Origin of the sequence: Halomonas sp. PAMB 3232, from assembly GCF_031954225.1 — a bacterium.
GTDB lineage: Bacteria > Pseudomonadota > Gammaproteobacteria > Pseudomonadales > Halomonadaceae > Vreelandella.
Map to the genome: position 1 here is coordinate 3,311,412 of NZ_CP134865.1, position 21,778 is coordinate 3,333,189.

At 58.9% G+C, this 21,778-nt stretch carries 20 protein-coding genes; 3 read left to right on the plus strand and 17 right to left on the minus strand.

What is annotated here, in order from left to right; all coding sequences use genetic code 11:
• Positions 1-160 precede the first annotated feature (160 nt).
• Positions 161-1,591 carry a PLP-dependent aminotransferase family protein gene (locus RN346_RS15135; protein WP_311961601.1) on the minus strand — a complete coding sequence of 477 codons (1,431 nt, stop codon included), beginning with the start codon at positions 1,589-1,591 and terminating at the stop codon, positions 161-163.
• A gap of 156 nt (positions 1,592-1,747) precedes the next feature.
• On the opposite strand from RN346_RS15135, the gene RN346_RS15140 reads away from it, so the two are divergent.
• Together RN346_RS15140 and RN346_RS15145 are read left to right on the plus strand one after the other, a co-directional pair.
• Complete coding sequence (locus RN346_RS15140; RefSeq protein ID WP_311958809.1) at positions 1,748-1,906, plus strand: DUF1127 domain-containing protein; 159 nt, start codon at positions 1,748-1,750, stop codon at positions 1,904-1,906.
• A 28-nt stretch (positions 1,907-1,934) separates the two neighbouring features.
• Positions 1,935-2,789, plus strand: a complete 855-nt coding sequence (locus tag RN346_RS15145) for a PhzF family phenazine biosynthesis protein (RefSeq protein WP_311961602.1) — start codon at positions 1,935-1,937, stop codon at positions 2,787-2,789.
• Between the two features lie 42 nt (positions 2,790-2,831).
• Here the strand turns inward: RN346_RS15145 and RN346_RS15150 are convergent, their stop codons facing one another.
• The 15 genes from RN346_RS15150 to RN346_RS15220 all read right to left on the minus strand — a co-directional run bounded on the left by RN346_RS15150 (position 2,832) and on the right by RN346_RS15220 (position 19,642).
• Positions 2,832-4,022 (minus strand): MFS transporter, encoded by a 1,191-nt coding sequence (locus tag RN346_RS15150; protein WP_311961603.1) that lies wholly within the window; start codon positions 4,020-4,022, stop codon positions 2,832-2,834.
• 108 nt (positions 4,023-4,130) lie between these two features.
• Complete coding sequence (hydA, locus tag RN346_RS15155) at positions 4,131-5,552, minus strand: dihydropyrimidinase (RefSeq protein ID WP_311961604.1); 1,422 nt, start codon at positions 5,550-5,552, stop codon at positions 4,131-4,133.
• 74 nt (positions 5,553-5,626) lie between these two features.
• Positions 5,627-6,025 carry a gamma-glutamylcyclotransferase gene (locus tag RN346_RS15160; RefSeq protein ID WP_311961605.1) on the minus strand — a complete coding sequence of 133 codons (399 nt, stop codon included), beginning with the start codon at positions 6,023-6,025 and terminating at the stop codon, positions 5,627-5,629.
• A gap of 17 nt (positions 6,026-6,042) precedes the next feature.
• A complete protein-coding gene (locus RN346_RS15165) occupies positions 6,043-6,924 on the minus strand; it encodes a DMT family transporter (RefSeq protein WP_311961606.1) in 882 nt (293 codons plus the stop codon).
• The gene (locus RN346_RS15170; protein WP_311961607.1) at positions 6,921-9,887 is read right to left on the minus strand and encodes an FAD-dependent oxidoreductase; all 2,967 of its coding nucleotides are present in this window, start codon (positions 9,885-9,887) and stop codon (positions 6,921-6,923) included. The genes RN346_RS15165 and RN346_RS15170 overlap by 4 nt, the downstream gene beginning before the upstream one ends.
• A gap of 9 nt (positions 9,888-9,896) precedes the next feature.
• A complete protein-coding gene (gene dapA / locus RN346_RS15175; protein ID WP_311961608.1) occupies positions 9,897-10,775 on the minus strand; it encodes a 4-hydroxy-tetrahydrodipicolinate synthase in 879 nt (292 codons plus the stop codon).
• A 19-nt stretch (positions 10,776-10,794) separates the two neighbouring features.
• Complete coding sequence (locus RN346_RS15180; RefSeq protein ID WP_311961609.1) at positions 10,795-12,075, minus strand: TRAP transporter large permease; 1,281 nt, start codon at positions 12,073-12,075, stop codon at positions 10,795-10,797.
• Positions 12,072-12,641 carry a TRAP transporter small permease gene (locus tag RN346_RS15185; RefSeq protein WP_311961610.1) on the minus strand — a complete coding sequence of 190 codons (570 nt, stop codon included), beginning with the start codon at positions 12,639-12,641 and terminating at the stop codon, positions 12,072-12,074. The genes RN346_RS15180 and RN346_RS15185 overlap by 4 nt, the downstream gene beginning before the upstream one ends.
• Before the next feature lie 17 nt (positions 12,642-12,658).
• Positions 12,659-13,630, minus strand: a complete 972-nt coding sequence (locus RN346_RS15190) for a TRAP transporter substrate-binding protein (RefSeq protein ID WP_263585989.1) — start codon at positions 13,628-13,630, stop codon at positions 12,659-12,661.
• Between the two features lie 260 nt (positions 13,631-13,890).
• Positions 13,891-14,544: a GntR family transcriptional regulator gene (locus tag RN346_RS15195; protein WP_311961611.1), complete on the minus strand. Its 654-nt coding sequence runs from the start codon at positions 14,542-14,544 to the stop codon at positions 13,891-13,893.
• Positions 14,545-14,796: 252 nt separating this feature from the next.
• Positions 14,797-15,417 (minus strand): TetR/AcrR family transcriptional regulator, encoded by a 621-nt coding sequence (locus RN346_RS15200; protein ID WP_311958811.1) that lies wholly within the window; start codon positions 15,415-15,417, stop codon positions 14,797-14,799.
• A gap of 88 nt (positions 15,418-15,505) precedes the next feature.
• Positions 15,506-16,183 (minus strand): RES family NAD+ phosphorylase, encoded by a 678-nt coding sequence (locus RN346_RS15205; RefSeq protein WP_311961612.1) that lies wholly within the window; start codon positions 16,181-16,183, stop codon positions 15,506-15,508.
• Positions 16,180-16,581, minus strand: coding sequence for an antitoxin Xre-like helix-turn-helix domain-containing protein (locus RN346_RS15210; RefSeq protein WP_263585985.1), 402 nt, complete (start codon positions 16,579-16,581; stop codon positions 16,180-16,182). Before RN346_RS15210 ends, RN346_RS15205 begins: the two co-directional genes overlap by 4 nt.
• Before the next feature lie 184 nt (positions 16,582-16,765).
• The gene (locus RN346_RS15215; RefSeq protein ID WP_311961613.1) at positions 16,766-18,262 is read right to left on the minus strand and encodes a CoA-acylating methylmalonate-semialdehyde dehydrogenase; all 1,497 of its coding nucleotides are present in this window, start codon (positions 18,260-18,262) and stop codon (positions 16,766-16,768) included.
• 18 nt (positions 18,263-18,280) lie between these two features.
• Positions 18,281-19,642 carry an aspartate aminotransferase family protein gene (locus RN346_RS15220; RefSeq protein ID WP_311961614.1) on the minus strand — a complete coding sequence of 454 codons (1,362 nt, stop codon included), beginning with the start codon at positions 19,640-19,642 and terminating at the stop codon, positions 18,281-18,283.
• A 193-nt stretch (positions 19,643-19,835) separates the two neighbouring features.
• On the opposite strand from RN346_RS15220, the gene RN346_RS15225 reads away from it, so the two are divergent.
• A complete protein-coding gene (locus RN346_RS15225; RefSeq protein WP_311961615.1) occupies positions 19,836-21,107 on the plus strand; it encodes a Zn-dependent hydrolase in 1,272 nt (423 codons plus the stop codon).
• A 232-nt stretch (positions 21,108-21,339) separates the two neighbouring features.
• Here the strand turns inward: RN346_RS15225 and RN346_RS15230 are convergent, their stop codons facing one another.
• On the minus strand, positions 21,340-21,672 hold the full coding sequence (locus tag RN346_RS15230; RefSeq protein ID WP_311961616.1) for a hypothetical protein: 333 nt from the start codon (positions 21,670-21,672) through the stop codon (positions 21,340-21,342).
• Positions 21,673-21,778 lie beyond the last annotated feature (106 nt).

Below are 21,778 nucleotides of genomic sequence, written 5' to 3' on the forward strand. Positions count from 1 at the left end.
CCTTGTTAAGCAGATTCTAAAAAACAAGGAGTTTACCGTTTTATGCGAAGTGGTACATCGAGCCCGCCTGCTGCCCGCTACTCGATGAGTTTGTCATTACCGCTCTCCCGCGGCCAAGTGCGCTCGCCGCCGCCAGTACCACGATCCAGGTACTGCCCCCTCAGCCCAGCGGCGCTCGCATTTCGTCCACCATCACCTTCGCCAACTCGCCCACCGTGCGCACCGCCACTTCGATTTCCGGCGTCAGGGTAAAGGCGAAGTTTAGCCGCAAACACTGGCGAAACTTGCCGGAGGCGGAGAACAGCGAGCCTGGCGCCACGTGAAGCTGATACTCGGCCAGGCGCTCGTTAAGGCGCACGCAGTCCACCGCGGCGGGCAGCTCGACCCAGAGTATAAAGCCGCCCTGGGGGTAGCTGATGCCCGTGCCTTTCGGAAAGTAGCGTTGCACCCAGCCGATCATGACATCGCGTTGGCGCTGATACTGGCGCGTTGCATGGCGCAGGTGGCGATCGAAATGGCCCTTGGCGATGAACTGCGCCACCGCCTGCTGGGGTAGCGTGGCCGAGGCACCGGTGGAGACGTACTTCATGTGCAGCGCCTGGTCGCGGTAGCGCCCCGGCGCCAGCCAGCCGATTCGAAGCCCCGGCACCAGCGTTTTGGAAAAGCCGCTGGCGAGCAGCACCCGGCCATCGTCGTCGAAGGATTTGATGGTCGGCGGCCGGGGCTGGCTAAACGATAGATCGCCGTAGATGTCGTCCTCGACGATGGCCACGTCGAAGCGCTGAGCGAGTTGAAAGAGCGCGCGCTTGCGCTCGGCGGGCATGGTATAGCCCAGCGGATTGTTGAAGGTGGGCGTGATCTGAATCGCGCGGATCGGCCACTGCTCCAGCGCCAGTTCCAGCGCTTCCAGGCTGATGCCGGTTTGCGGGTCGGTGGGAATCTCGAGCGCCTTCAGGCCGTTGGCCTTGAGAATCTGCATGGTGCCGTAGAAGCTCGGTGAATCGACCGCGACCACGTCGCCGGGTTGGGTCAGGGTGCGCAGCGCAATCGCCAGCGCCTCCTGGCAGCCCGTGGTGATCAGGATGTCGTCCGGGTGCAGCAGGCAGTTTGATCCCACGGCAAGGCGTGCCACCTGCTGGCGAAGTTCGGAGCTGCCGATGAGCGTGTCGTAGTTGAAGCTGAGCTCGGTATCGCGGTGCAAACCGCCCAGCATCTTCGCCAACGGCTTGAGCGTCGCGTAGTCTACGTTAGGCACCCCGCGGCCCAGCAGCAACCGCGCATCGTCGCGCTGGGTGGCCAACAGCTCGAGCACCTGATCCCATTGGGAGACGTCCAGCGGCCGCTGGGCCGGGCGCGATACCGATGGCAACACCATTGGTGCCCGGCCGGCCAGCACGAAGTAGCCCGACTTCGGGCGCGATTCGATCAGCGCCGCGTCCATCAGCTGGCGATACGCTTCCTGGGCGGTCGAGATACTGACCGCCATCTCCTGGCAGACCGCGCGAATGGAGGGCAGCCGGTCCCCCGGGCGGTAGATTCCGTGTTCGATGCGCTCGCGCAATACAGCGGCCACCTCTTCATAGCGCGTCATGGCGTTTCCTTTTTCGGCACCATACAGTTGACCCCATAAATCGCCCTACAACGGCTTAAAATCGCCTATCTGTATTTTTAAAATAGCTTTTTCTATATCTGTATGGCAAACCACGCGCTGGGTAATCTGGAGGGGCCACTTACCGGAGGACTCCTCATGGCTCGTTTCAGTCTTGCTCGCCTTCGCCAGCGCTTACGTCGCTACCAGGAACGCCGCCGCAGCCGGCGCCAACTGCTGGCCCTCGATGATCGCCTGCTCAAGGATATCGGCATCAGCCGCGCCCAGGCCCGCCAGGCGAACCGCAAAACCTTCTGACCACCTGCCACATGCGATAAGGAGCCCCATGAACCGCGCCGAGTATCACCTGCTGGATGTCTTCACCGACACCCCCTTTGCCGGCAACCAGCTGGCGGTCTTTCCGGCGGCTGACGGACTGGACACCGCCACCTGCCAGGCCATCGCCCGGGAGCTCAACCTGGCGGAAACAGTGTTTCTGGGCAGTGCCCGCGCCGCCAACCATTACCCCATGCGCATCTTCACGCCGACCGAGGAGCTCGACTTTGCCGGGCACCCCACGGTGGGCACCGCCTGGCTTCTGGCCGAGCTCGGGATGGTGACACGCGATACACCGCTGATTCTCGAACCACCGGTAGGCGAGCTGCCCATCGCGTTCGCGGATGGCAAGGTCTCCTTCATCACTGCCCGCCCCGCCCGGATCCACCCGAGCACGCTGGACGCCTCGTCTGCGGCGGCGCTATTGGGGCTCGAGGCGCACCAGGTGGTCGGCGCGCCGGTAGTCGCCTGCTGCGGGCTGGCATTTCATCTCATCGAAGTCGATGATCCGGCGACCCTGGCGCAGATACGCCTTTCCGCCGTTGACTGGGCACGTCTCGTTACGCCCAGCGGCGTCGAGCAGGTGTATCTGTACAGCGTCGAGTCGGCAAGCGATACCGAGACCGTGCTGCGCGCCCGTATGTTCTGCCGAGAGCACGGCCTGTGCGAAGACGCCGCCACCGGCAGCGCCGCCGCAGCGCTCACCGGCTACCTGGCATGCCGAAGCGAGATGCGGCACTGCATCATTCATCAGGGCGTGGAGATGGGCCGACCCAGCGTGATCGAAACCGCCATGGCCGGCGAACTGATTAGAGTCGGCGGCCGCGCGGTGCGGGTAGGCAAAGGCGAGATCTACGTTGAATAAGCCGCTGGCCCCGACACGCTGCTTTCTTTTTCAGCCAACGTCTCAGGCCGGCTTGCGACGATACAGCAGCGCTAGCGACACGCAGCAAAGCGCCGCTACGGCCAAGTCGAACGTTAGCGCCGTGACCTTCAGGCTGGCCACGCTACTCATGAGCCCGATGCCCACCACCGGCAGCGAGATCGCCACGTACGCGATGACGAAGAAGGTGGAGACCACCGCGGAGCGCTCCTTCGAGGCGCTGGCCGCCGATATTGCACCGAGCCCGGCGCGAAAGGCGATGCCCTGGCCGATACCGGCGACCACCGCCCCCAGCACGAACCCGGCGAGCTGCTCCTCCACCATGCCCCAGGCAACGACCAGCACGCCGGCCAGCAGCACCGCGCAGCCGCTGGGCAAGCGCGACGTTTCGGGCAGGCGCCCCTGCATCATTTGCCCCACGGTGGAGGCGATGAACACCAGCCCCGCCACGAGACCCACCAACGCCGGATGGGTATAGCCCAGCACCTGGCCGAGAAACGCCGGCGAAGCGGCGGTATAAAAGCCGCACACCATGAAGCCGGCAAAGGCAGCGATGGCCGCCGGAATGAATACCGGACGCACCGTCGCCGGAACGCCGGGCTTTTGCACGCTTAGCCGAGGCCGCGCCGGGCGCTCGACCGTTTCCGGCGCGCGCCAGATACAGGCAACGGCCACCAGCACCAGCACGAAATGAGCGCCAAACGGCACGACCATTGGCGCGGCGAAAAGGGAGGCCAGCGACCCGGCCACCATGGGCCCGAGCCCCAGCCCGCCCATGTTGGCGGCGGTGGCCACCAGCGTGCCAGCGCGCTGCCAGCCCGGCGGGGCCAGCTCCATCACCGCAAGCGTAGCCGTGGCGGTGAAGATGCCCGCCGACAGCCCGGACAACACGCGCCCCGCCAGCAGCGCGCCCACGCCGCCAGCCTGTAAAAAGACCAGATCACTGATCGCCGACAGCGCCAGCCCCGCCAAAAGCATCGGCCGCCGTCCCAACTGATCCGACCAGCGCCCGGCGATCAGCAGCGCCGCGATCACCCCCGCCGCGTAGACGGCGAAAATCACCGTGACCATCAGCTGCGAAAAGCCCATCGTCTGTTGATACATGGGGTAGAGCGGCGTAGGCAGTGTAGTGCCCATCATGGTGGTCAGAAACGCCAGGGCGGCGCCAAGAAAAATATTGGCGCGCTGTGGCACCGTCGCGGAGGAAACACTCATGGACATCCTTGCCGATCAAGCGCCCCGCCGCGTGGCCGGCGGGGCTGAATGCTCTTTAGCGTAGACTAAATGAGTCAGCGCTTCGCGACACCGACCTTGTTGCCAACATCAGGATTTTGTTCGATCAGGAATCAGGCTCGATACACCTCGGGGGATAAACGTGCCTTTACCCGCGCTACCCACCGGGCGGCCGTTTTCTGCCACTATCTCACCATTAGAAATGACGGTGACGGGATAGCCTTTCAGCTCCATGCCCTCGTAAGGTGTATAGTCGCAGTTATGGTTAAGCATGGATTGCGAAAGCGTGATGCGCTTCTCAGGATCCCAGAGTGCAATATCAGCGTCCGACCCGATGGCGATGGTGCCCTTGCGGGGATACATTCCATACACCTTGGCATGATTCGTCGCCGACAAGGCCACAAATTGGTTCAGGCTGATACGCCCTTCGCTGACACCTTTGCCAAAGAGTATTGGGAGGCGCGTTTCCACGCCGGGAATCCCGTTGGGCACATATTTGAAGCTGGCATCCGCGCCCGGTTTTTTTTTGCCAGTCTCGCTTTCATGGATGAACGGGCAGTGATCTGACGTGAAGGTCGAAAAAACGTCTCTGGACAGCGCATCCCAACAAGCTTTTTGATTAGCCTTGTCTCGGGGCGGCGGGCTGCATACATACTTGCTCCCTTCCATGTTGGCTTTATCCAGATCGTCTGCGGTAAGCGTGAGATACTGCGGACACGTTTCGGCGTAGATGGGCAGACCACGACGCTTGGCCCACTCGATCTGCTCGATCACATCTCCACCGGAAACGTGAACGACGAACAGTGGGACATCCACAAGCTCGGCAAAACTGATCGCGCGATGGGTCGCTTCGCGTTCGACCACGATAGGCCGAGATTCGGCATGGCCGCGCGGGCCGTTCTGGCCAGCCTTTTCAAGACGCTCGGTCATCTGCTGGATCGCGTCGAAATTCTCCGCGTGAACCATGGTCAGCGCACCTTCACGCCGCGTTGCCTCCATGACCTTGAATATCTCGGCATCGTTCAACGCCATATCCTGGTAAGTCATGAAAATCTTGACCGACGAGACTCCCTCCTGGACCACTTGCGGTAAATCCTGCTCGAGCGCCTGAACGGTCGGGTCGGTAATGATGGCGTGCAGCGCATAGTCGATATAGCACTTGTCCGCCGCACGCTGATGGTGCGCCTTGACCGACTCGAGCAGTGACGCCCCCCGCTCTTGAAGCGAAAAGGCGATGACCGTCGTATTCCCCCCACAGGCCGCCGAACGGGTTCCAGACTCGAAATCGTCCGCCATGACGCTGCCATCGCTTGTCGGTTGAGCCAGATGCACATGGCTATCGATACCGCCCGGCATGACCAGCAAACCGGTTGCGTCGATTTCGCGCTCGGCCGAATCCAGCGACTCCGCCAGAGCCACTATCTTGCCGTTTCGAATCCCCACATCGCAGCGCATGGTATCGCTTGCAGTGACCACGGTTCCGTTACGGATGATCAAATCGAATCCAGTCATGAAAAAGTGCCTTTACTAGTGAAATGAGCGCCTTGAACCAATGAGTGCCCTATCGCTGCTCGATCAACGCGTCGTTATGCCTTTCGGGCAAGGTATTTGAGCCATCCCCCCTCATTGGTGATATCCACCACCCCCTCAGCATCGATTTCCTCAGCTCGCATTTTCATGCTCAACGAACCGCTACCGTCTTCCATTTCGATCACTCCCAGCTCCAGCTCGGAGGGTTCGTTAGGAAGTAATGAATCCCGAAGTTGTGCGTAAGTCACTTCGTAAAGCTCACCCGGAATCGATTGTCCCCCCTGCTCGACAGGCCATAGGCCCGGAAACTCGTCACGTACGGAGTAAAAGCGGTACCTGGCAGCGGTACTGGTAGCTCCAAGAAACTTCGCATCCTTCAACGCAAAATTGATACTGCCGCCCGACATTGCCTGTCCATTGACGAACATACGCACTGTTTTGGATTGCTCGCTCATGCAAATCTCCTCTTCGTTTAGTGTCGATGACGCTCATTGATAATGAGATAACCGCCTGCCAAGGCGACGATCCCTGCCCCGACAAATGTCGCTTTTGTGGGATAGTCGCCGAAAAACCAGTAGCCAATGAAGGTGGCCCAGATCAGTTGGGAATATAAAAAGGGAGAGACCAGCGAAGCCGACGCCGAGCGCATGGCTTCGATCAATGCAAAATGACTCAACGCCCCCAACACGCCGATCATGACGAACAAAGCGATATCCTGATGCTGAATGGGCACCCAGAAAAAAGGCACCGCCAGTGTGCATACGACGCCCCCGGCAGCGGCGGTATAAAGCAGCGAGATCAGCGCTGAATCCTGGGCGGCGAAGTACCGTGTTGCCAATTGATAAAGCGCAAAGCAAACCGCCATGGCTACGGGTAGCAAAAGCTCGCTGCTCAAGCCCCCCGCGTCGGGTTGCACGGCAATCAATACGCCCGAAAAGCCGCCCACAACCGCCAGAACGCGTTTAAAACCAACACGTTCGTTCAAAAGCGGTATTGCCAATAGCGTGACGATAAGCGGCGAGCTGAAATTGACGACATAGACTTGCGTAAGCGGCAGCACACGAACAGAGAGATAGGCAAATATCGTGGCACCAAGCAGCAGTAGTCCTCGCCCTAACTGCCCCCAGGGCGCCTGACTTGCAAGATCGGTACGGTTGAGTCGACCCGTCAAGGCAAGCAACAGTACCAGCACGATCAAATGCACGCTGTAGCGTGACCACGCCAGCTGTACGGGGGAGTAACGATCACCCAGGTATTTGGCGAGCGAGTCCATGGCAACGAACAGCGCCGCGGCCGCCAGCATGCAGGCAATGCCACGAAGCGGGCGCTGCGTGGCAGCAGTTACTGCCGTCACGAAATGTTCTGCCCTTCAAAGCGCTGCAAAGAGAAAGGCGCGAGGTTCCAATCGCTTTTTCCACGCGTGATCAGATCCGCCGTGATCTGACCCACCAGAGGCCCCAGGGTAAAACCATTGGACGTCACTGCATTATAAAAACCGGGAAGTTGCGGTGCCTCTCCCAGAATCGGTGCACCATCGATATTGATATTGATCGCCGCCCAGCTACGCAGTACACGCAGTTGGCCCAGGGCCGGGAGCACGTGTCGCGCTACCCACAAGTTGCCTTCGATACTATCGAGCAACGGACGCTGATACCCAAAAGGAATGCTGAGACCTGCAGGCCAGCCGCCGCCGATAATGACATTGCCGTTCGCCGCCTGCTTGAGCGTTAGGTGTCGATCGGCGTGGGCAAGAAGCACATCCACGACCGGCTCCGCCGCCTCGGTGACAATCATCTGCAACGGCGCCGCATGTACCGGCACGTTTATTCCCGCCAACTTGCCTATGTCGCCCGCCCAGGCACCAGCCGCATTGACGACCCGAGAAGCGCGATAGATACGCCCGCTTTGGGTACCGACCTGCCATTTCCCGTTGACTCGCTCGATCGTCTGTACCGCCTCGCCGGTGTAAAAGTGCGCTCCGGCCAGGGTGCCCGCCCGGACCAGAGCCGGCGTCGCCAATAGAGGATTGATCTTGCCCTCCTCAGCGCACCACGCCCCACCGATCACAGCCTTTGAAATAGCGGGCAGTTTGCGCTCGACATCGGCACGCTCAATGATCCGGGTATCGATACCCAGCGAGCGTTCGAGTGCCGCTTTACGTTCCAAAAAGCGCAGCTGTGTTTCGTTTTCCGCCACCATGAGACCGCCGCTGCGTTTGAATTCAATGTCACCATCGAGCTCACCGGCCAACGTTTCCCAAAGTGAGGCACTCGCCTGTTGCAGTGGTAGCGTGCTGGCGGCAGGCCCGCCACCACCTTCGGCCTTTTTTCCGAAATCGAACGACAGCAATTGAACGTGCAGACTGCCCGCGTTACCGCCCGAGGCTTCGCCATTGGGCAATCCGCGATCCAGCACCGCTACCTCGACGCCCTGACGGGCAAGGGACATTGCGGTCGAACTTCCCGCCACACCAGCGCCGATCACCAGCACATCGACCTCGATGGTTGGCTGTGAAGTGGCAGTCGCATGATGAACCGATGCCCTCGGTGTCTCTACGCGTCGGTGTCCGGCCCACTCACCCTTCTCGATGGCCAGAGCACCGATGGCAACGGGCTTGATTGGATTCTGCGGAGCTGGCAGGTCGAACTGGCTACCTTTTCTATCGCTGGCGATAAGAAGATTGACCGTCGCGGCGCAGTACCGCCCCTGGCAACGCCCCATGCCGGCTCGGGTCTGGCGCTTGATGGAGGCCACATCACTACAGGCTTCGCGCCCGGCAAGAATATCGCCGGCCGTAATACCTTCGCAGCGACAAACGACCGTCTCGTCGGTAAGCCCCGCCAACGGCTTCAAGGGAGAGGCAAAGGCACTCCAAAGTGCTTTTTGAAAGCGTCGATGCTTTCGCTGCTGCGCATTCCAACTCGCAAGGTCTTCGCTTACCTGATAGCCACAGTGTTTGGCGGCGGCGGCTCCCGCCAGCGCGCCTTGGGCAAGCGCCAGCTGAGCACCGCCAAAGCCACCCGCCTCACCGGCGATGAAAACGCCGGGCACATTGCAGCTACCGTCTTGCGCCCTATCTGCCGAAAGCACTTTGGTAACAGAGGCCATGGCGGGCGCATAGAAATGTTCGACACCCAGCAGCCGACCAATTTCGGCCTGCGGTTGAAAACCGTATCCAAGACCTATCGCTTTCACCCGAAGGCGTCGGGTCGATTCGCCAAGCTCCCCTGTCGAGGTTACCGGGGCGAGAACCACGCTTTCGACCTCGCCATCCCCTTCGATCGCCGTGACCGTGTAGCCATCGAAAATGGGGACACGGGCTCGTTTGAGCGTCAGCAGGTAGCCAAGCCCGGCACCTATCAACGTGGGCGCGTGACGCGTCGCTTGACCCGTTTGAGCAAGCGCGGTCGGGGACGTAAGCTTGGCGCTTTCCACAACGCCCGCCACTTCCACGCCTGCAGAGACCAGCTCTGCAGCAACCTGTAGATTGAGTGGCCCGTTACCAGCGACCAGTACGGGCCCCGGGGGCGCCGTTCGATAGGAACGTAGCAGGGTTTGCAACCCTCCCGTGGTCATGACGCCGGGCAGTGTCCAGCCGGGCACGGGATACGGCCGTTCGGTGGCACCGGTCGCGATAACAACGGCCCGGGGCTCGATAATCAAAGCGACACCTTCTCGTTCAACGCCGATCTGTATCTGGTCGGGATGCTCTCGAAACGCGCCCCAAACGAGCGTGTTATGCCAAGGCTTTACATCAGCTTTTACTAACGTCTCTATCAGCGACCGACCTGCCTGCATTTGTTTATCGGGTGCGATGCCCTTTGCCGTTGTATAGGCCGGTGAGAGCTGCTTGAAATACTGGCCGCCAAGGCTTGCGCGCTCATCAATCAAAAGAACATCTGCGCTGGTCTGTCGGGCCGAGAGCGCCGCCTGCAGACCGGCGGGGCCCGCGCCGATGACCAGCACATCGGTCGTCACGCGCTCGTGCGAGGTTTTGAACGGTGCCGGCTCGGCTGGCTCGTAAACAAGGGGGCTTTTGTAGGGATGATGCTTGACCACCAGCCCTTCCTGAACCGGTGTCATGCACGCACGCACGCCATGACGCCCGTCCACGTTGACCAGGCACTCGAAACACGCCCCCATACCGCAGTAGTGGCCGTGCTTACCGCCCAGGCGACCCTCGCGCTGAGACAAATGGCCGGCACCCACGAGGGCCGAGGCCAGGCTCTGGCCCTTCAGAGCGCTTAGCTGTTTACCTTCGAAAGTGAAGGTAACCTCTGGTGCCTTCCTGACCACCTTTCGTCCCAGCGCGTCCATATCGATCCCTTACTTCAGCGAAAGAGTGCGAACGATGCGATCCGCCCACGCCTTGTCTTCGACGGGCGAAGGCAGCCGTGGCGGGCGAGGGTGACCAACGCTTTTACCCATCGACTCAAGCAACGCTTTGGTGCCCGATACGTAGCGATGGCCAAAGACGAAATCGATAACGGGAAGGATGCGGTGATACACCTCTCGGGCGCGATCCAGATCCTTTTCCACGACCGTTGCCGTATAAAGGTCAGCGAATTCGGCAGGCATCACATTGGAGCCCACCGCTACCCAGCCGATCGCACCTTCCACGTAGGATTCGAAGCCCAGCACGCCGCCGAACACGCCAATCTTGTCGCCGCAGAGTCTCAGGATGTCGCGCACTCGGGTTATCTCGAGCGTGGACTCCTTGATATACGCCACGTTCTCGATCTCGGCGAGTCTGGCAACCGTTTCGGGCTGCATATCCACATTCGCCGCATTAGGGTTGTTGTAGATCATGATCGGCAGTGAAACGGCATCCGACACCTGCTTGTAATGATGGTAAAGCTCGTCTTCCGTCGGGCAGCTATAGAACGGCGGGATAATCATCAAGCCATCGGCACCCAGCTCTTCGGCCTCGCGGCTATAACGAACCACATCATTCGTGTTTTCCGCCCCGGTGCCCACCAGTACGGGCACGCGACCAGCGGTCTGATCGATGACGGTCTTGGCCACCAGGCGGCGCTCCTCATCCGTCATCGAGAGGAACTCCCCGGTACTTCCGAGAGGAATCAAGCCATGGATACCCTGCTCGATCTGCCAATCAATAAAAGAGCGCAATCTTTCGACATCTACGTTCAAATCGTTATCGAACGGGGTGATGAGCACACTATAAGTACCAGCGAACTGCGACATTTGAATCTCCGACTCAACGTTAACGGGTTCTAAAAAAATCAGGTAAGGCGGTTACGATATAAGGCACGTAAGTCACGAGCAGGAGCACGGCGATCATGAAGCTCAGCGGCAGAACGATTTTTGAAGCCACACGCATGATCGGACGCTGGGCGATGCTGCTGGCCACGAATAACGTGATGCCATACGGCGGCGTGACCATGCCGATAGAAAGGTTGATGATGATGACGACCCCTAAATGCAGTGGGTCGATGCCATAGCTCTGAGCTACCGGCATGAGTACTGGTACCAAAATCAGTATCGCGGCAATGCTTTCCATGAACATTCCGATAAAGATCAGTCCGACATTGAGCATAGCCAGAAAAATCAGAGGGTTATCGGAGACGGACTGCAGAAACTCTACCAGTAGCTGAGGCGCCCCCTCTCGAGCTACCAGCCAGGAAAAGATGTTGGCTACGGCGATAATCATCATCACGGACGCTGAGATACTGGCGGCCCGCAATATCAGTCCAGGCAAATCGCGCAGCTTGAGCTCACGATAGATCAGAAGCCCCACCAGTAGCCCCGTCGCCACAGCCACCGAGGCTGCTTCAGTCGGAGTGAAGACGCCCCCAATGATCCCGCCGATGATGATCAATGGCATCAGAAACGCCGGAATGGCCTTGAGCGCCGTGCTACCCAGTTCGCGAAGAGAGAAAGGCTGTACTTGGCTGTAAACGCCGCCGTGACGACGAGCATGAAAATAGCCCGCCAGCAATAAACCGAGAGCCATTAGAAAGCCAGGCACTACGCCTGCGATGAACATATCGCCTACGGAAACGTTACCCACCGATGCCAGAACGATCATCATGATGGAGGGTGGTATAACCGGCCCGAGAGAGCCCGCCGCGGCCATCAATCCGGCAGCGAAATCGATATCGTAACGACGTCGTCTCATTTCCGGCAGCATGAGTGACGCTGTCGCGGCCGTATCGGCAGACCCTGATCCCGAGACGGCCGCAAGGCCTGTACCAGAGACGACGGAGACCAGCAGTAGCGAGCCGCGAATCCAGCCCACCAGGGCGGTCGCGAAATCGATCATACGTTTAGCAATGCCGCCCCGCTCCATCAACAGCCCAGACAGAACGAAAAAGGGGATTGCCATGATGGTAAAACTATCAAGCCCCGCGAATAGGCGCTGTGAAATGATGCTGCTGGGAATGCCCTCTCCCATCAACACCAAACTAGCGGATACTCCCATGGTAAAAACAATGGGAGCGCCCAGGATCAAAAGCACCAGGAATAATAAAATGACCGTTATCATGACGTGGCGCCCTTTTTATCTTTCCCTGCGTTATCGATCGGTGTCTTGAAGAAAATTTTCTTTAAGTAGGCGATCAAGAACTCGAGGAAGAAATAGCCTAGCCCTACAGGCAGAGAGAGATAGGGAATCCACATGGGGATCCCCAATGCCGAAGAAGTTTGCATCTGGCCGATTTGCAATAGCCGCTGACTACCCAAAATGGCTAACCACAAGAACCAACTTCCCAGCACCAGTATCAATAGCGCCGTAACGCGCTTGAGAATGTTCGGCAGGGCTTCATATAAAATATCGACGCCGATGTGAAGCCTTTCACGCATGGCCAGTCCGGCGGCCAAAAAGATGACCCATATCTGAGCGAAAGTAGCCGATTCCGCCGCGCCTGCGATGGAAAAGTCGAAAATATATCGGCCCGCCACGAGCGTTAAGATCGCAATGACCATGTAGGCAAATAAAACGATGACACACGCCGATATCAATAGCCGGACACACTGGAGCAGACGCTCTGCCCATTGCATTAAGGGGGGCATAATTAATTCCCGATACGCAGGGCTATTCAAACGAATCATGAATAGCCCTTTATGGGTTAACGTAATTGCTCGATCTCATCCAGGAGTTCTTGTTTTTGGTCCGTATCGACAAACTCGTCATAGACCGCTTGAGATCTCTCGCGAAAAGGTGCCAGGTCGGGCTGCGTAAACTCGACACCCGCACTCAAAAGCTCCTCGCGAATACGTGCGTCCATGTCTGCATATACCTGGCGCTCGTACTCTGCAGACTCTTGACCAGCTACCAACAAGGCTTGCTGTACGTTTTCGGGCAAACTCTGGAAACGCTGCTCAGACATTACAAGATCCGCCACTAGTGTTGTCCAGCTCACTTCAGCAAGATACGGCGCCACTTCATAAAAGCGCTGAGCCTGATAGTTGGTAAACGCCGCCTCGGCGCCATCTACTACGCCCGATTCCAGTGCGGCATAGAGTTCGCTATAGGCAAGTGGCGTCGCATTGGCACCGAACTCGTTGAATGCGGCCACATGTGCCGGAATCTGCATGGTCCGAATACTCTGGCGATCCAGATCTTCGATGCTATTGACCGGCGCCTGGGTCACGATATGGCGAACACCTGCCTCATAAAAACCCAGTAGACGAAAGCCATTTTCCTGCATCGATGAAGCCAAACGGTTCCCTACTTCACCGTCCAATACCTCATACATATGCTGACGGTCGTCAAACAGGAAAGGCAGATCGAAAAGCGAAAGCTCAGAGACGAAGTTAGTCAGCACACCATTGGTGGGTACAGCGATATCAAGCGTGTTCATGAGAACACCTTCAATCATTTCACGCTCATTACCCAACTGGTTATTGGGGAATATTTGCACCGTGACTTCACCATTGGTTTCTCGCTCGACAACCTCGGCGAACTTCTCCAACCCTTTCTGATAGGGCTCACTGAGGTTGGCCGAATGACCCGCCGTTAGTGTCAATGTTTCAGCCCAGGAAAACGTTGAGCAAGTCGCAGTAAACAAAGCAATTCCAAACGCCATAGAGTTTTTCATAGTTGTTCCTGTTTGAAGTTATTATGTATTTGTAGACCAGTGGTATACCAGCTGTCAACTATCTCTTATCACAAGAGACACTCACTCTCTTGCATCAAAAAGTGGCCTTCAAAATTAATTTGCACAGATTTTGTGCACAAGCACGTTTAGTTAACGATCAGAAAGTTATTTGGTCTTACAAGGCTTTGAATTGGGTAGCTCAGCGGCTTACTAACCAAAAGTATAACGCACCAAATTCGAGCCTTAATGATAAATTAAAATTAGATTGCTTCGAATATATTCTTCCTGGTTTCACGCAAATGGAGCTGCATCGCTTGTCGTGCTTTATCAGAATCACCCGTCACGATGGCCTCAATGATAGCCAAGTGAGCATCGTAGCCAGGAAAAGAACGAGCGGGCAGGGTCTGGTTCTCGAAAATCTGCGTCGTTTTCCTGAGTTCCGATATGATTTTGAACAACACCTCGTTGCCCGTTGCCTGCGCAATTCCCATGTGAAGTGTTTGGTCGAACTCCCATTGCTGCTTGAGGCCGGCCTGTTTCGAGTACCTGATAGCATCGAGCTTTTTCGCCCACTCGTTGATCATGGGTGTACCGAATTTGGTCGCCGCCAGGGACGCCGCTTCGGGTTCCAATAGCTCTCTAACCTGCAGCGCTGCAACATATTCATTGATAGCGATCTTTTTAACGCCAATCGTGCGCGCATTTAGCCTTACCAGCCATCCTTCCGCTTCCAGTCGTCGTAAAGCCTCGCGTACAGGCGTACGTGACATATCCAATTCATCCGCCAAGCGCCTTTCCTGGATGATATCGCCACCCGAGAGTTCGCGCGCGAGAATCATGCGCATGATAGCTTCATAGGCCACGCTGGATAGCCCGCCCTTTTCGGCTCGCTCGCCATGCTCGCTATCGTTCAATGCTAGAAACACTCGTTATTCCTCTATTAGCAATACTGGCCGCTATTCAATCCATGTTTTAGCGAACCCTGGAAAAGTCATCACCGACACCGTTGTTCTAATCTTTTATTTTTACCTATAACAATAAACAGCTTACAGACATTAATGATAGCGTTTTTCTCAATTATAAGATTCAAGGGTTAGCCTGTTGACCCTCCATGAATGCCATACCTTCGTCGTGTATGCCGATCACCTTCTTTTGATTCGAGTGGCTCAGCTCGTCAACCCAATCCCGCGCAAAATCACCGAGGTGACCGTCTGTACCGCCTTTTCGAACTGCAGGTCATCGAGCGGCTGGTCGCCGTTGAGCAGGCCGATCTGGTAGTCGAAATCGGCGTAGTGCTGGGTCGAGGCCCAGATCATGTAAAGCAGATGCGACGGCTCCACCGGGGCGATTTGCTTCGTTTTCACCCACTCGCTGATCCTGGCCTCTTTCAGCTTGGCCCAATCGAAGAGGTTCTCGCGCAGGCGCTTACCGATAATGGGCGCGCCCTGCATGACCTCCATGGCCCATATTTTTGAGCCGTGGGCGCGGTAGCGCGAGTGGTTCATCTTGGCGCGAATGTAGGTCGAGAGCACCACGCGGGGATCGTCATAGAGCTCGAAGCACAGCGCATCCTGCTTCCAGAGCTCCAGCAGCGCCAGCAGCACTTCCTGGTAGAGCGCCTTTTTGGTCGAAAAGTAGTAGTGCACGTTGGATTTGGGCAGCCCGGCTAGCGCGGCGATTTCACCCATCGAGGCGCCGGCGTAGCCTTTTTCGGCAAACAAGCGCTCGGCGGCCTGAAGGATGTTCTTGACGTTGGTCTGACGAATCTCTTCCTGGGTTCTTGGCACGCGCGGCTCTGCCCTCTGACACGAAACGGTGAAAAACGCCTGGGCGCTGTTCGCAGGCCCGGCAGGTTCAAAACAAGATGTTGATTTTTCAATTCACCCACGTCAATTCCAGCACATGACGAATCCGCTCGCCGTCCCACTCGTACCCCAAGTGGCGTCCCTGTCGAGTGGCCGACATGACGGGCGGTCGCAACACCGCGGCGCATTCACCGCCCGTCTCTCTCACGCTGGGATATACGATGCCGTCGGCGCCGTCTTCTCGAAGACGCAAACCAATTGCCTGTCCTGCTTGCCAGCTTTCGGGATTCAACAGGGGCGCGGCTTCCGGGTTATCGCGCAGATCAAAAAGTTCGCCCTGAAGATCGGACAGGTAGACGCGCTGCTGCAGCTGCATTGGGGGCTCATTGGAGTCCTTCATGAACCGTTCCATGTGATAGCGCGTCTCGGCAATCGCCGTGGCTTCGGTTCGGGCGCAGTAATAGACGCCGAAGCTTCCGTTGCTAAAACGTGATCCTTGACCGCTGAAGTGGCAGAAAGCCGCCATGATGGGCGTCCATCCCGGGCCGTAGCGTCGATCCGATGCCGGCACCATATGAATCGCGCCGGCTTCCTCTCTCAGGCGAGCGGACGTTTCTCCCTCCAACTGGTTCAGCAGTGACCAGTCGTCCGGCTCGGCCACCCGTTCGAACAAATCGATGGGCGGAAACCGTGAAGGCACCACCCGGTAACTGGGCCGCCACTGCAGGGCCGTACGGGGAAAACTCATGCGTGCCCCGCGCCTCGTGCACCGTCGAGGTGCTGTCGGACCACATAAAGATCGGACACCAGGCCGCTGCGCAGTCGATCCAGCGGCGGCTGGCCGGAGAAAAGCGGGTTCTGGTTGGCGCGGCGCAGCCAGGTATCAGCGGCGTCACTACGCGGTAATAAAATCTGTAGCGCTTTGTAGATCCCCAGAATCAAGGACATTCGTTCCATCTGGCTCTGATCCAGACGCGCCTTATCGGGCGCCTGCTTCCAGCGGCGATAGGTCGCGTCAGGCACGCCCAGCAACAGTGCGGCGTCATGCTCCTTGAGCTGCCAATCCCTGACAATATTGGGATAGGTACGCATGACCGACGCACTCATATTGCGGCGTTCTTCGACGGACATTGTGGTGATGGCCATGCAACCCTCCCTCCTAAAAATGGCGCTTTATAATCATTTTACGCCATTTGAGCGGATTGTCAGCTTGTACTGGCTACGATTTTCGTTAATGACCTATGGTTTTGCACTCAGTGCGCTTTAACACGGCCAAAAAAAGCACCGCCCGAAGGCGGTGCTGAGACGATGTCCTGGTTGGAGGAGGACGTCAACTCTGGTTGGCGGGGAAGGAGAACTCGGCGCGGGTCGCCTCGGACACCGAGGGCCAGCGCTGGGAAACCGCCTTGCGCCGGGTGTAGAAGCGCACGGAATCCGGCCCATAGGCGTGCAGGTCGCCGAACAGCGAGCGCTTCCAGCCGCCGAAGCTGTGGTAGGCCACCGGTACCGGCAGCGGCACGTTGACACCGACCATGCCGACCTCGATGCCGTCGGTGAAGCGCCGGGCGGCCTCGCCGTCGCGGGTGAACAGGCACGTGCCGTTGCCGTACTCATGGTCGTTGATCAGCGCCATGGCATCGTCCAGGCTTCCCACGCGCACCACGCACAGCACCGGGCCGAAGATCTCTTCCCGGTAGATGCGCATATCGGCGGTGACATGATCGAACAGGCAGCCACCGACGAAGTAGCCGTTTTCATGGCCTTTTACTGACAGCTCGCGACCGTCGGCGGTAAGCCGGGCGCCGGCGTTGACGCCGTCTGCGATGTAGCTCAGCACCTTGTCACGGTGCTCGGCGGTGACCAGCGGGCCCATGTCCAGGCCCTTATCGGTGCCGGGGCCAACCTTGAGATCACGAATCTTGGGCAGCATCGTCTCGACCAGCCGGTCGACGGTTTCATCGCCCACGCACACCGCCACCGAGATCGCCATGCAGCGCTCGCCGCAGCTACCAAACGCCGCGCCCATCAGCGTGTTGGCGGCATTTTCAAGGTCCGCATCCGGCAGTACCACGGCGTGGTTCTTGGCACCGCCCAGTGCCTGGACGCGCTTGCCGTTCGCCGTGCCGCGGCTGTAGATTGCCTCGGCCACGGGAGTGGAGCCCACAAACGAGATCGCCTTGACCGCCTTGGCGTCGAGCAGCGTTTCGACCGCTTCGCGCCCGCCGTGCACCACGTTCATCACGCCGTCCGGAAGCCCAGCCTCCTTCAGCAGCGCCGCCACGGCGTGCGCCGCGCTCGGGTCCTTTTCCGACGGCTTGAGCACGAAGGTATTACCGCAGGCGATCGCCATGGGATACATCCACAGCGGCACCATGGCGGGGAAGTTGAACGGCGTAATACCCGCCACCACGCCCAGCGGCTGAAAGTTCGACCACGCATCAATCCCCGGGCCAACGTTGTGGGAGTATTCGCCCTTCAGAAGCTCCGGCACGCCGCAGGCGTACTCGACGTTCTCGATGCCGCGCTTGAGCTCGCCCAGCGCGTCTTCCGGCGTCTTGCCGTGCTCCTCGCTGACAAGCCTCACCAGCCGCTCGGCATCGTCTTCCAGAAGCTGCTTGAAGCGGTACATGACCTGGGCGCGCTTGGCCGGCGGCGTATCGCGCCAGGCGGGAAACGCCGCCTGGGCGGCGGCAATGGCGCGCTCGACGTCCTCGCGGCGACCCTCCGCTACCTGGCGAATCACCTCGCCGGTGGAGGGGTTGGTGACGTCGAGCGTCGTCGCGCTTTGAACGGATTCGCCATTGATCAGGTGGGCCACTAGATCCATCGTGTGTTCTCCAATTGGTTAAGCCATAGCGTCCAGGGTGGTGGCGACGGCGTCAAAGAGCCGCTCGAGTTCGGCCTCGGTGGTGCCGAAAGGCGGGCCGAACTGCAGCGTGTCGCCGCCAAAGCGTACGTAGAAGCCCGCCTCCCACAGCGCCAGGTGGGCGTCGCGCGGGCGAATGGTCGGGTCGCCCGCGCGTGGGGCGAGCTGAATGGCCCCGGCGAGCCCGTAGTTGCGAATATCCACCACGTGCGGCCGGCCCTTAAGGGCGTGCAGCTTTTCCTCGAAGGCCGGGGCGATTCCGCGCACCTGGGCGGGGAAGTCCTCGCGCTCGAGCATTTCGAGCGAGGCCAGCCCCGCCGCGCAGGCCACCGGGTGGGCGCTGTAGGTGTAGCCGTGAGGGAACTCGATGGCATGAGCCGGGCCACCGCCGTGCATGAAGGTATCAAAGATCTCGTGGCTTGCGATCACCGCGCCCATGGGTACCGCGCCGTTGGTCACCTGCTTGGCCACGTTCATGATGTCCGGCGTGACGCCAAACGCCTCGGCGCCAGTACGCGCGCCGCTGCGCCCGAAGGCGGTGATTACTTCATCGAAAATCAAGAGGATATCGTGCTCGGTGCAAACCTGGCGGAGCCGGTCCAGGTACCCTTTTGGCGGCACGATGACGCCGGCGGAGCCGGACATCGGCTCGACGATTACCGCAGCAATGTTCGAAGCGTCGTGCAGGGCGATCTGGTCGAGCAGCGCGTCGGCAAGCTCAGCGCCGGTCTCCGCCTGGCCGCGAGTAAACGCGTGCCCTGCCTGCAGCGTGTGCGGCAAATGGGTCACGTCCATCAACTGCCCGTAGTGCTTACGGTTACCGCCGATGCCGCCCAGGCTTGTGCCGCCGATATTGACGCCGTGATACCCCTTGGCGCGGCCGATCAGGCGCGTCTTCTCGGGCCTGCCTTTCAAGCGCCAATAGGCCTTGGCCATCTTGATCGAGGTGTCCGCCGCGTCCGACCCGGAGTTGGTGAAAAACACATGATCGAGCCCCTGGGGCGTGAGACTTGCGATCTTCTCGGCGAGTTCGAACGCCAGGGGGTGGCCGATCTGAAAGCCCGGCGCGAAATCGAGCGTGCCGAGCTGTTTTGAAACTGCCTTCTGGATTTCCTCGCGATTGTGCCCGGCGCCGCAGGTCCAGAGCCCGGAGAGCGAATCGAAAAGCTTGCGGCCCTGGTCGTCGATGTAATAGCGCCCCTCGGCCCCGGTGATGACCCGCGGGTTCGCGCGAAAATCGCGGTTGCCGCTGTAGGGCATCCAGTAGTGGTGGTTGAGCGGCGTTTCACTGGCCGCAGCCGTCGAAGAAGACGACGCCGGTTTATTCTTCAATCCAAACATGGTGCCTGGCTCCACAGCGATTAGACATGACCCGAGCATGCGGCAAGCCAAATGTTTATCAAACCCTATTTCTCTTTCGCTCACGTTAGCCAATTCATACGTAATAAACGATGTCTTGGCCCTACGCTGTGCAGTAGATCGATAAAAGATGGGAGCCGCCATTACTTGCGCGTACACCGATCAAGGAGCCTTCATGAACTCGTTTACAAAGCCCGATACGTCAGCCCGATTACGTACCGATAGCGACCGCCTTTGGACCTCAATGATGGAAATGGCCAGGCTTGGCGCCACCATCAAGGGCGGCGTCAACCGGCAGGCGCTGACCGACCTGGACCGCCAAGGGCGGGATCTGTTTATCGAGTGGTGCCGGGCGGAAGGCTGCACGATTCGAGTGGATCGTATCGGCAATATTTTTGCCCGCCGGGAAGGCAGCGACCTGGATGCCAAAACGGTGATGGCCGGCAGCCATCTGGATAGCCAGCCCACGGGCGGGAAGTACGACGGTGTCTTCGGCGTATTAGCAAGTCTCGAAGTCATCCGCACGCTCAACCAGCACGATATCAAAACCCGAGCGCCGGTCGAGATCGCGGCCTGGACCAATGAAGAGGGCTGCCGCTTTCCGCCCTGCATGATGGGCTCCGGTGTGTTTGCCGGGGTACTCGATTTTGACGAGATGATGGCGCGCCGCGACGCCGATAATGTAACGGCGAGCGACGCCCTGGATGCGATTGGCTATCGCGGCAATGACCCCGTCTCGACCGATGAGATCGCCGCTTATTTCGAGCCGCATATCGAGCAGGGGCCAATTCTGGAAGATACCGAGACGACGATTGGCGTGGTGATGGGCGGGCTGGGCCAGCAGTGGTTCGACCTGACACTGACCGGCCTGGAGGCCCACGCTGGCCCCACGCCCATGAACCTGCGCCGCGACGCCATGATGGGCGCCGCCGAAGTGACTCAGGCGCTGAATCGTATTGCCAACGCACACCAACCCCACGGCCGCGGCACAGTGGGCTATATGGCGCTGCACCCCGGCTCGCGCAACGTGATTCCCGGTCAGGTCAAAATGACGCTGGACATGCGCCACTGGGAACCGGACGAGCTTAACGCCATGAGCCAAGCCGTGAGCGACGCCATCGCCGAGATTTGCCAGCGTCACGGCCTTGAACATGAACTCACACCAACCGCCAACTTCGCCCCCGAACACTTCGATGCAGGCTGCATCGGCGCCGTGCGCCGCGCCGCCAAGGCGCTGGGGTTGTCTCACCGCGATATCATCAGCGGTGCCGGCCACGATGCGATGTTTATCGGTCGAGTCGCCCCGGCGGCGATGATCTTCATTCCCTGCAAGGACGGCATTAGCCACAACGAGGCCGAAAGCGCCACGCCCGAGCACGTTCACGCGGGTGCCAACGTGCTGCTTCACGCGGTATTGGAGGCGGCAGGTGTAGAAGAGGCTTCTTGAGCCACTCGCGACCGTGAAAGGTTTATCGGTATGCTAAAAAAAACGGTGGTTATCGCGTCGATTTACTCAAGACCGACACCACTTGCAGTATGTAAAACGGCTTACCTTCCAAAGAGAAGGCAAGCCGTTTTGACATGGCGACAGTGGCCGAGCCTTGGCAGGAATAAATACTCTGGATGAATATTCGCGCTAACCGCTCAAGGCGACGCGATCATCACGCCGCGACGCTGCTTTAATCCAGATCACTCAGCGTAACCACGATATCGCGCTGCGAAACATCCACATCCCAGAAGGTGTAGCTGTCCTTGTCTTCATCCACCAGGCGAATATCGAATATAGGGCTTTCGTAGTTGTTTAGCGTCACACGCTGGGTCTCGCCGTCTCGAAATACATTACTACCCAGCACGTCTTCCTCCCAGGTCTCGGCCTTCGCGGGGCTGACGTACATATACAAAACGGTATAGCCCGTATCGTTGGTGATATCGACGTAGTAATCCGCAGCACTTGCCAAGGATGAGCACCCCAGCAGCAGAAGCCCCACGAGCAAGCTTTTGACTAATTTCAAAACCAATTCCTCTTTCTTTCAATGATTCCCACCCAAGCGACCTGCGACTGGATGACTCGCGCCATGAGCAGCCCCATGGCCGGGTTAATATACCGAGCTCGCTGTG

Bases quoted from the DNA above. Each gene is read 5' to 3' on its own strand.
- RN346_RS15135 (WP_311961601.1), bottom strand. From the start codon at position 1,591: ATGACGCGCTATGAAGAGGTGGCCGCTGTATTGCGCGAGCGCATCGAA.
- RN346_RS15140 (WP_311958809.1), top strand. From the start codon at position 1,748: ATGGCTCGTTTCAGTCTTGCTCGCCTTCGCCAGCGCTTACGTCGCTAC.
- RN346_RS15145 (WP_311961602.1), top strand. From the start codon at position 1,935: ATGAACCGCGCCGAGTATCACCTGCTGGATGTCTTCACCGACACCCCC.
- RN346_RS15150 (WP_311961603.1), bottom strand. From the start codon at position 4,022: ATGAGTGTTTCCTCCGCGACGGTGCCACAGCGCGCCAATATTTTTCTT.
- hydA (WP_311961604.1), bottom strand. From the start codon at position 5,552: ATGACTGGATTCGATTTGATCATCCGTAACGGAACCGTGGTCACTGCA.
- RN346_RS15160 (WP_311961605.1), bottom strand. From the start codon at position 6,025: ATGAGCGAGCAATCCAAAACAGTGCGTATGTTCGTCAATGGACAGGCA.
- RN346_RS15170 (WP_311961607.1), bottom strand. From the start codon at position 9,887: ATGGACGCGCTGGGACGAAAGGTGGTCAGGAAGGCACCAGAGGTTACC.
- dapA (WP_311961608.1), bottom strand. From the start codon at position 10,775: ATGTCGCAGTTCGCTGGTACTTATAGTGTGCTCATCACCCCGTTCGAT.
- RN346_RS15180 (WP_311961609.1), bottom strand. From the start codon at position 12,075: ATGATAACGGTCATTTTATTATTCCTGGTGCTTTTGATCCTGGGCGCT.
- RN346_RS15185 (WP_311961610.1), bottom strand. From the start codon at position 12,641: ATGATTCGTTTGAATAGCCCTGCGTATCGGGAATTAATTATGCCCCCC.
- RN346_RS15190 (WP_263585989.1), bottom strand. From the start codon at position 13,630: ATGAAAAACTCTATGGCGTTTGGAATTGCTTTGTTTACTGCGACTTGC.
- RN346_RS15205 (WP_311961612.1), bottom strand. From the start codon at position 16,183: ATGAGTTTTCCCCGTACGGCCCTGCAGTGGCGGCCCAGTTACCGGGTG.
- RN346_RS15210 (WP_263585985.1), bottom strand. From the start codon at position 16,581: ATGGCCATCACCACAATGTCCGTCGAAGAACGCCGCAATATGAGTGCG.
- RN346_RS15215 (WP_311961613.1), bottom strand. From the start codon at position 18,262: ATGGATCTAGTGGCCCACCTGATCAATGGCGAATCCGTTCAAAGCGCG.
- RN346_RS15220 (WP_311961614.1), bottom strand. From the start codon at position 19,642: ATGTTTGGATTGAAGAATAAACCGGCGTCGTCTTCTTCGACGGCTGCG.
- RN346_RS15225 (WP_311961615.1), top strand. From the start codon at position 19,836: ATGAACTCGTTTACAAAGCCCGATACGTCAGCCCGATTACGTACCGAT.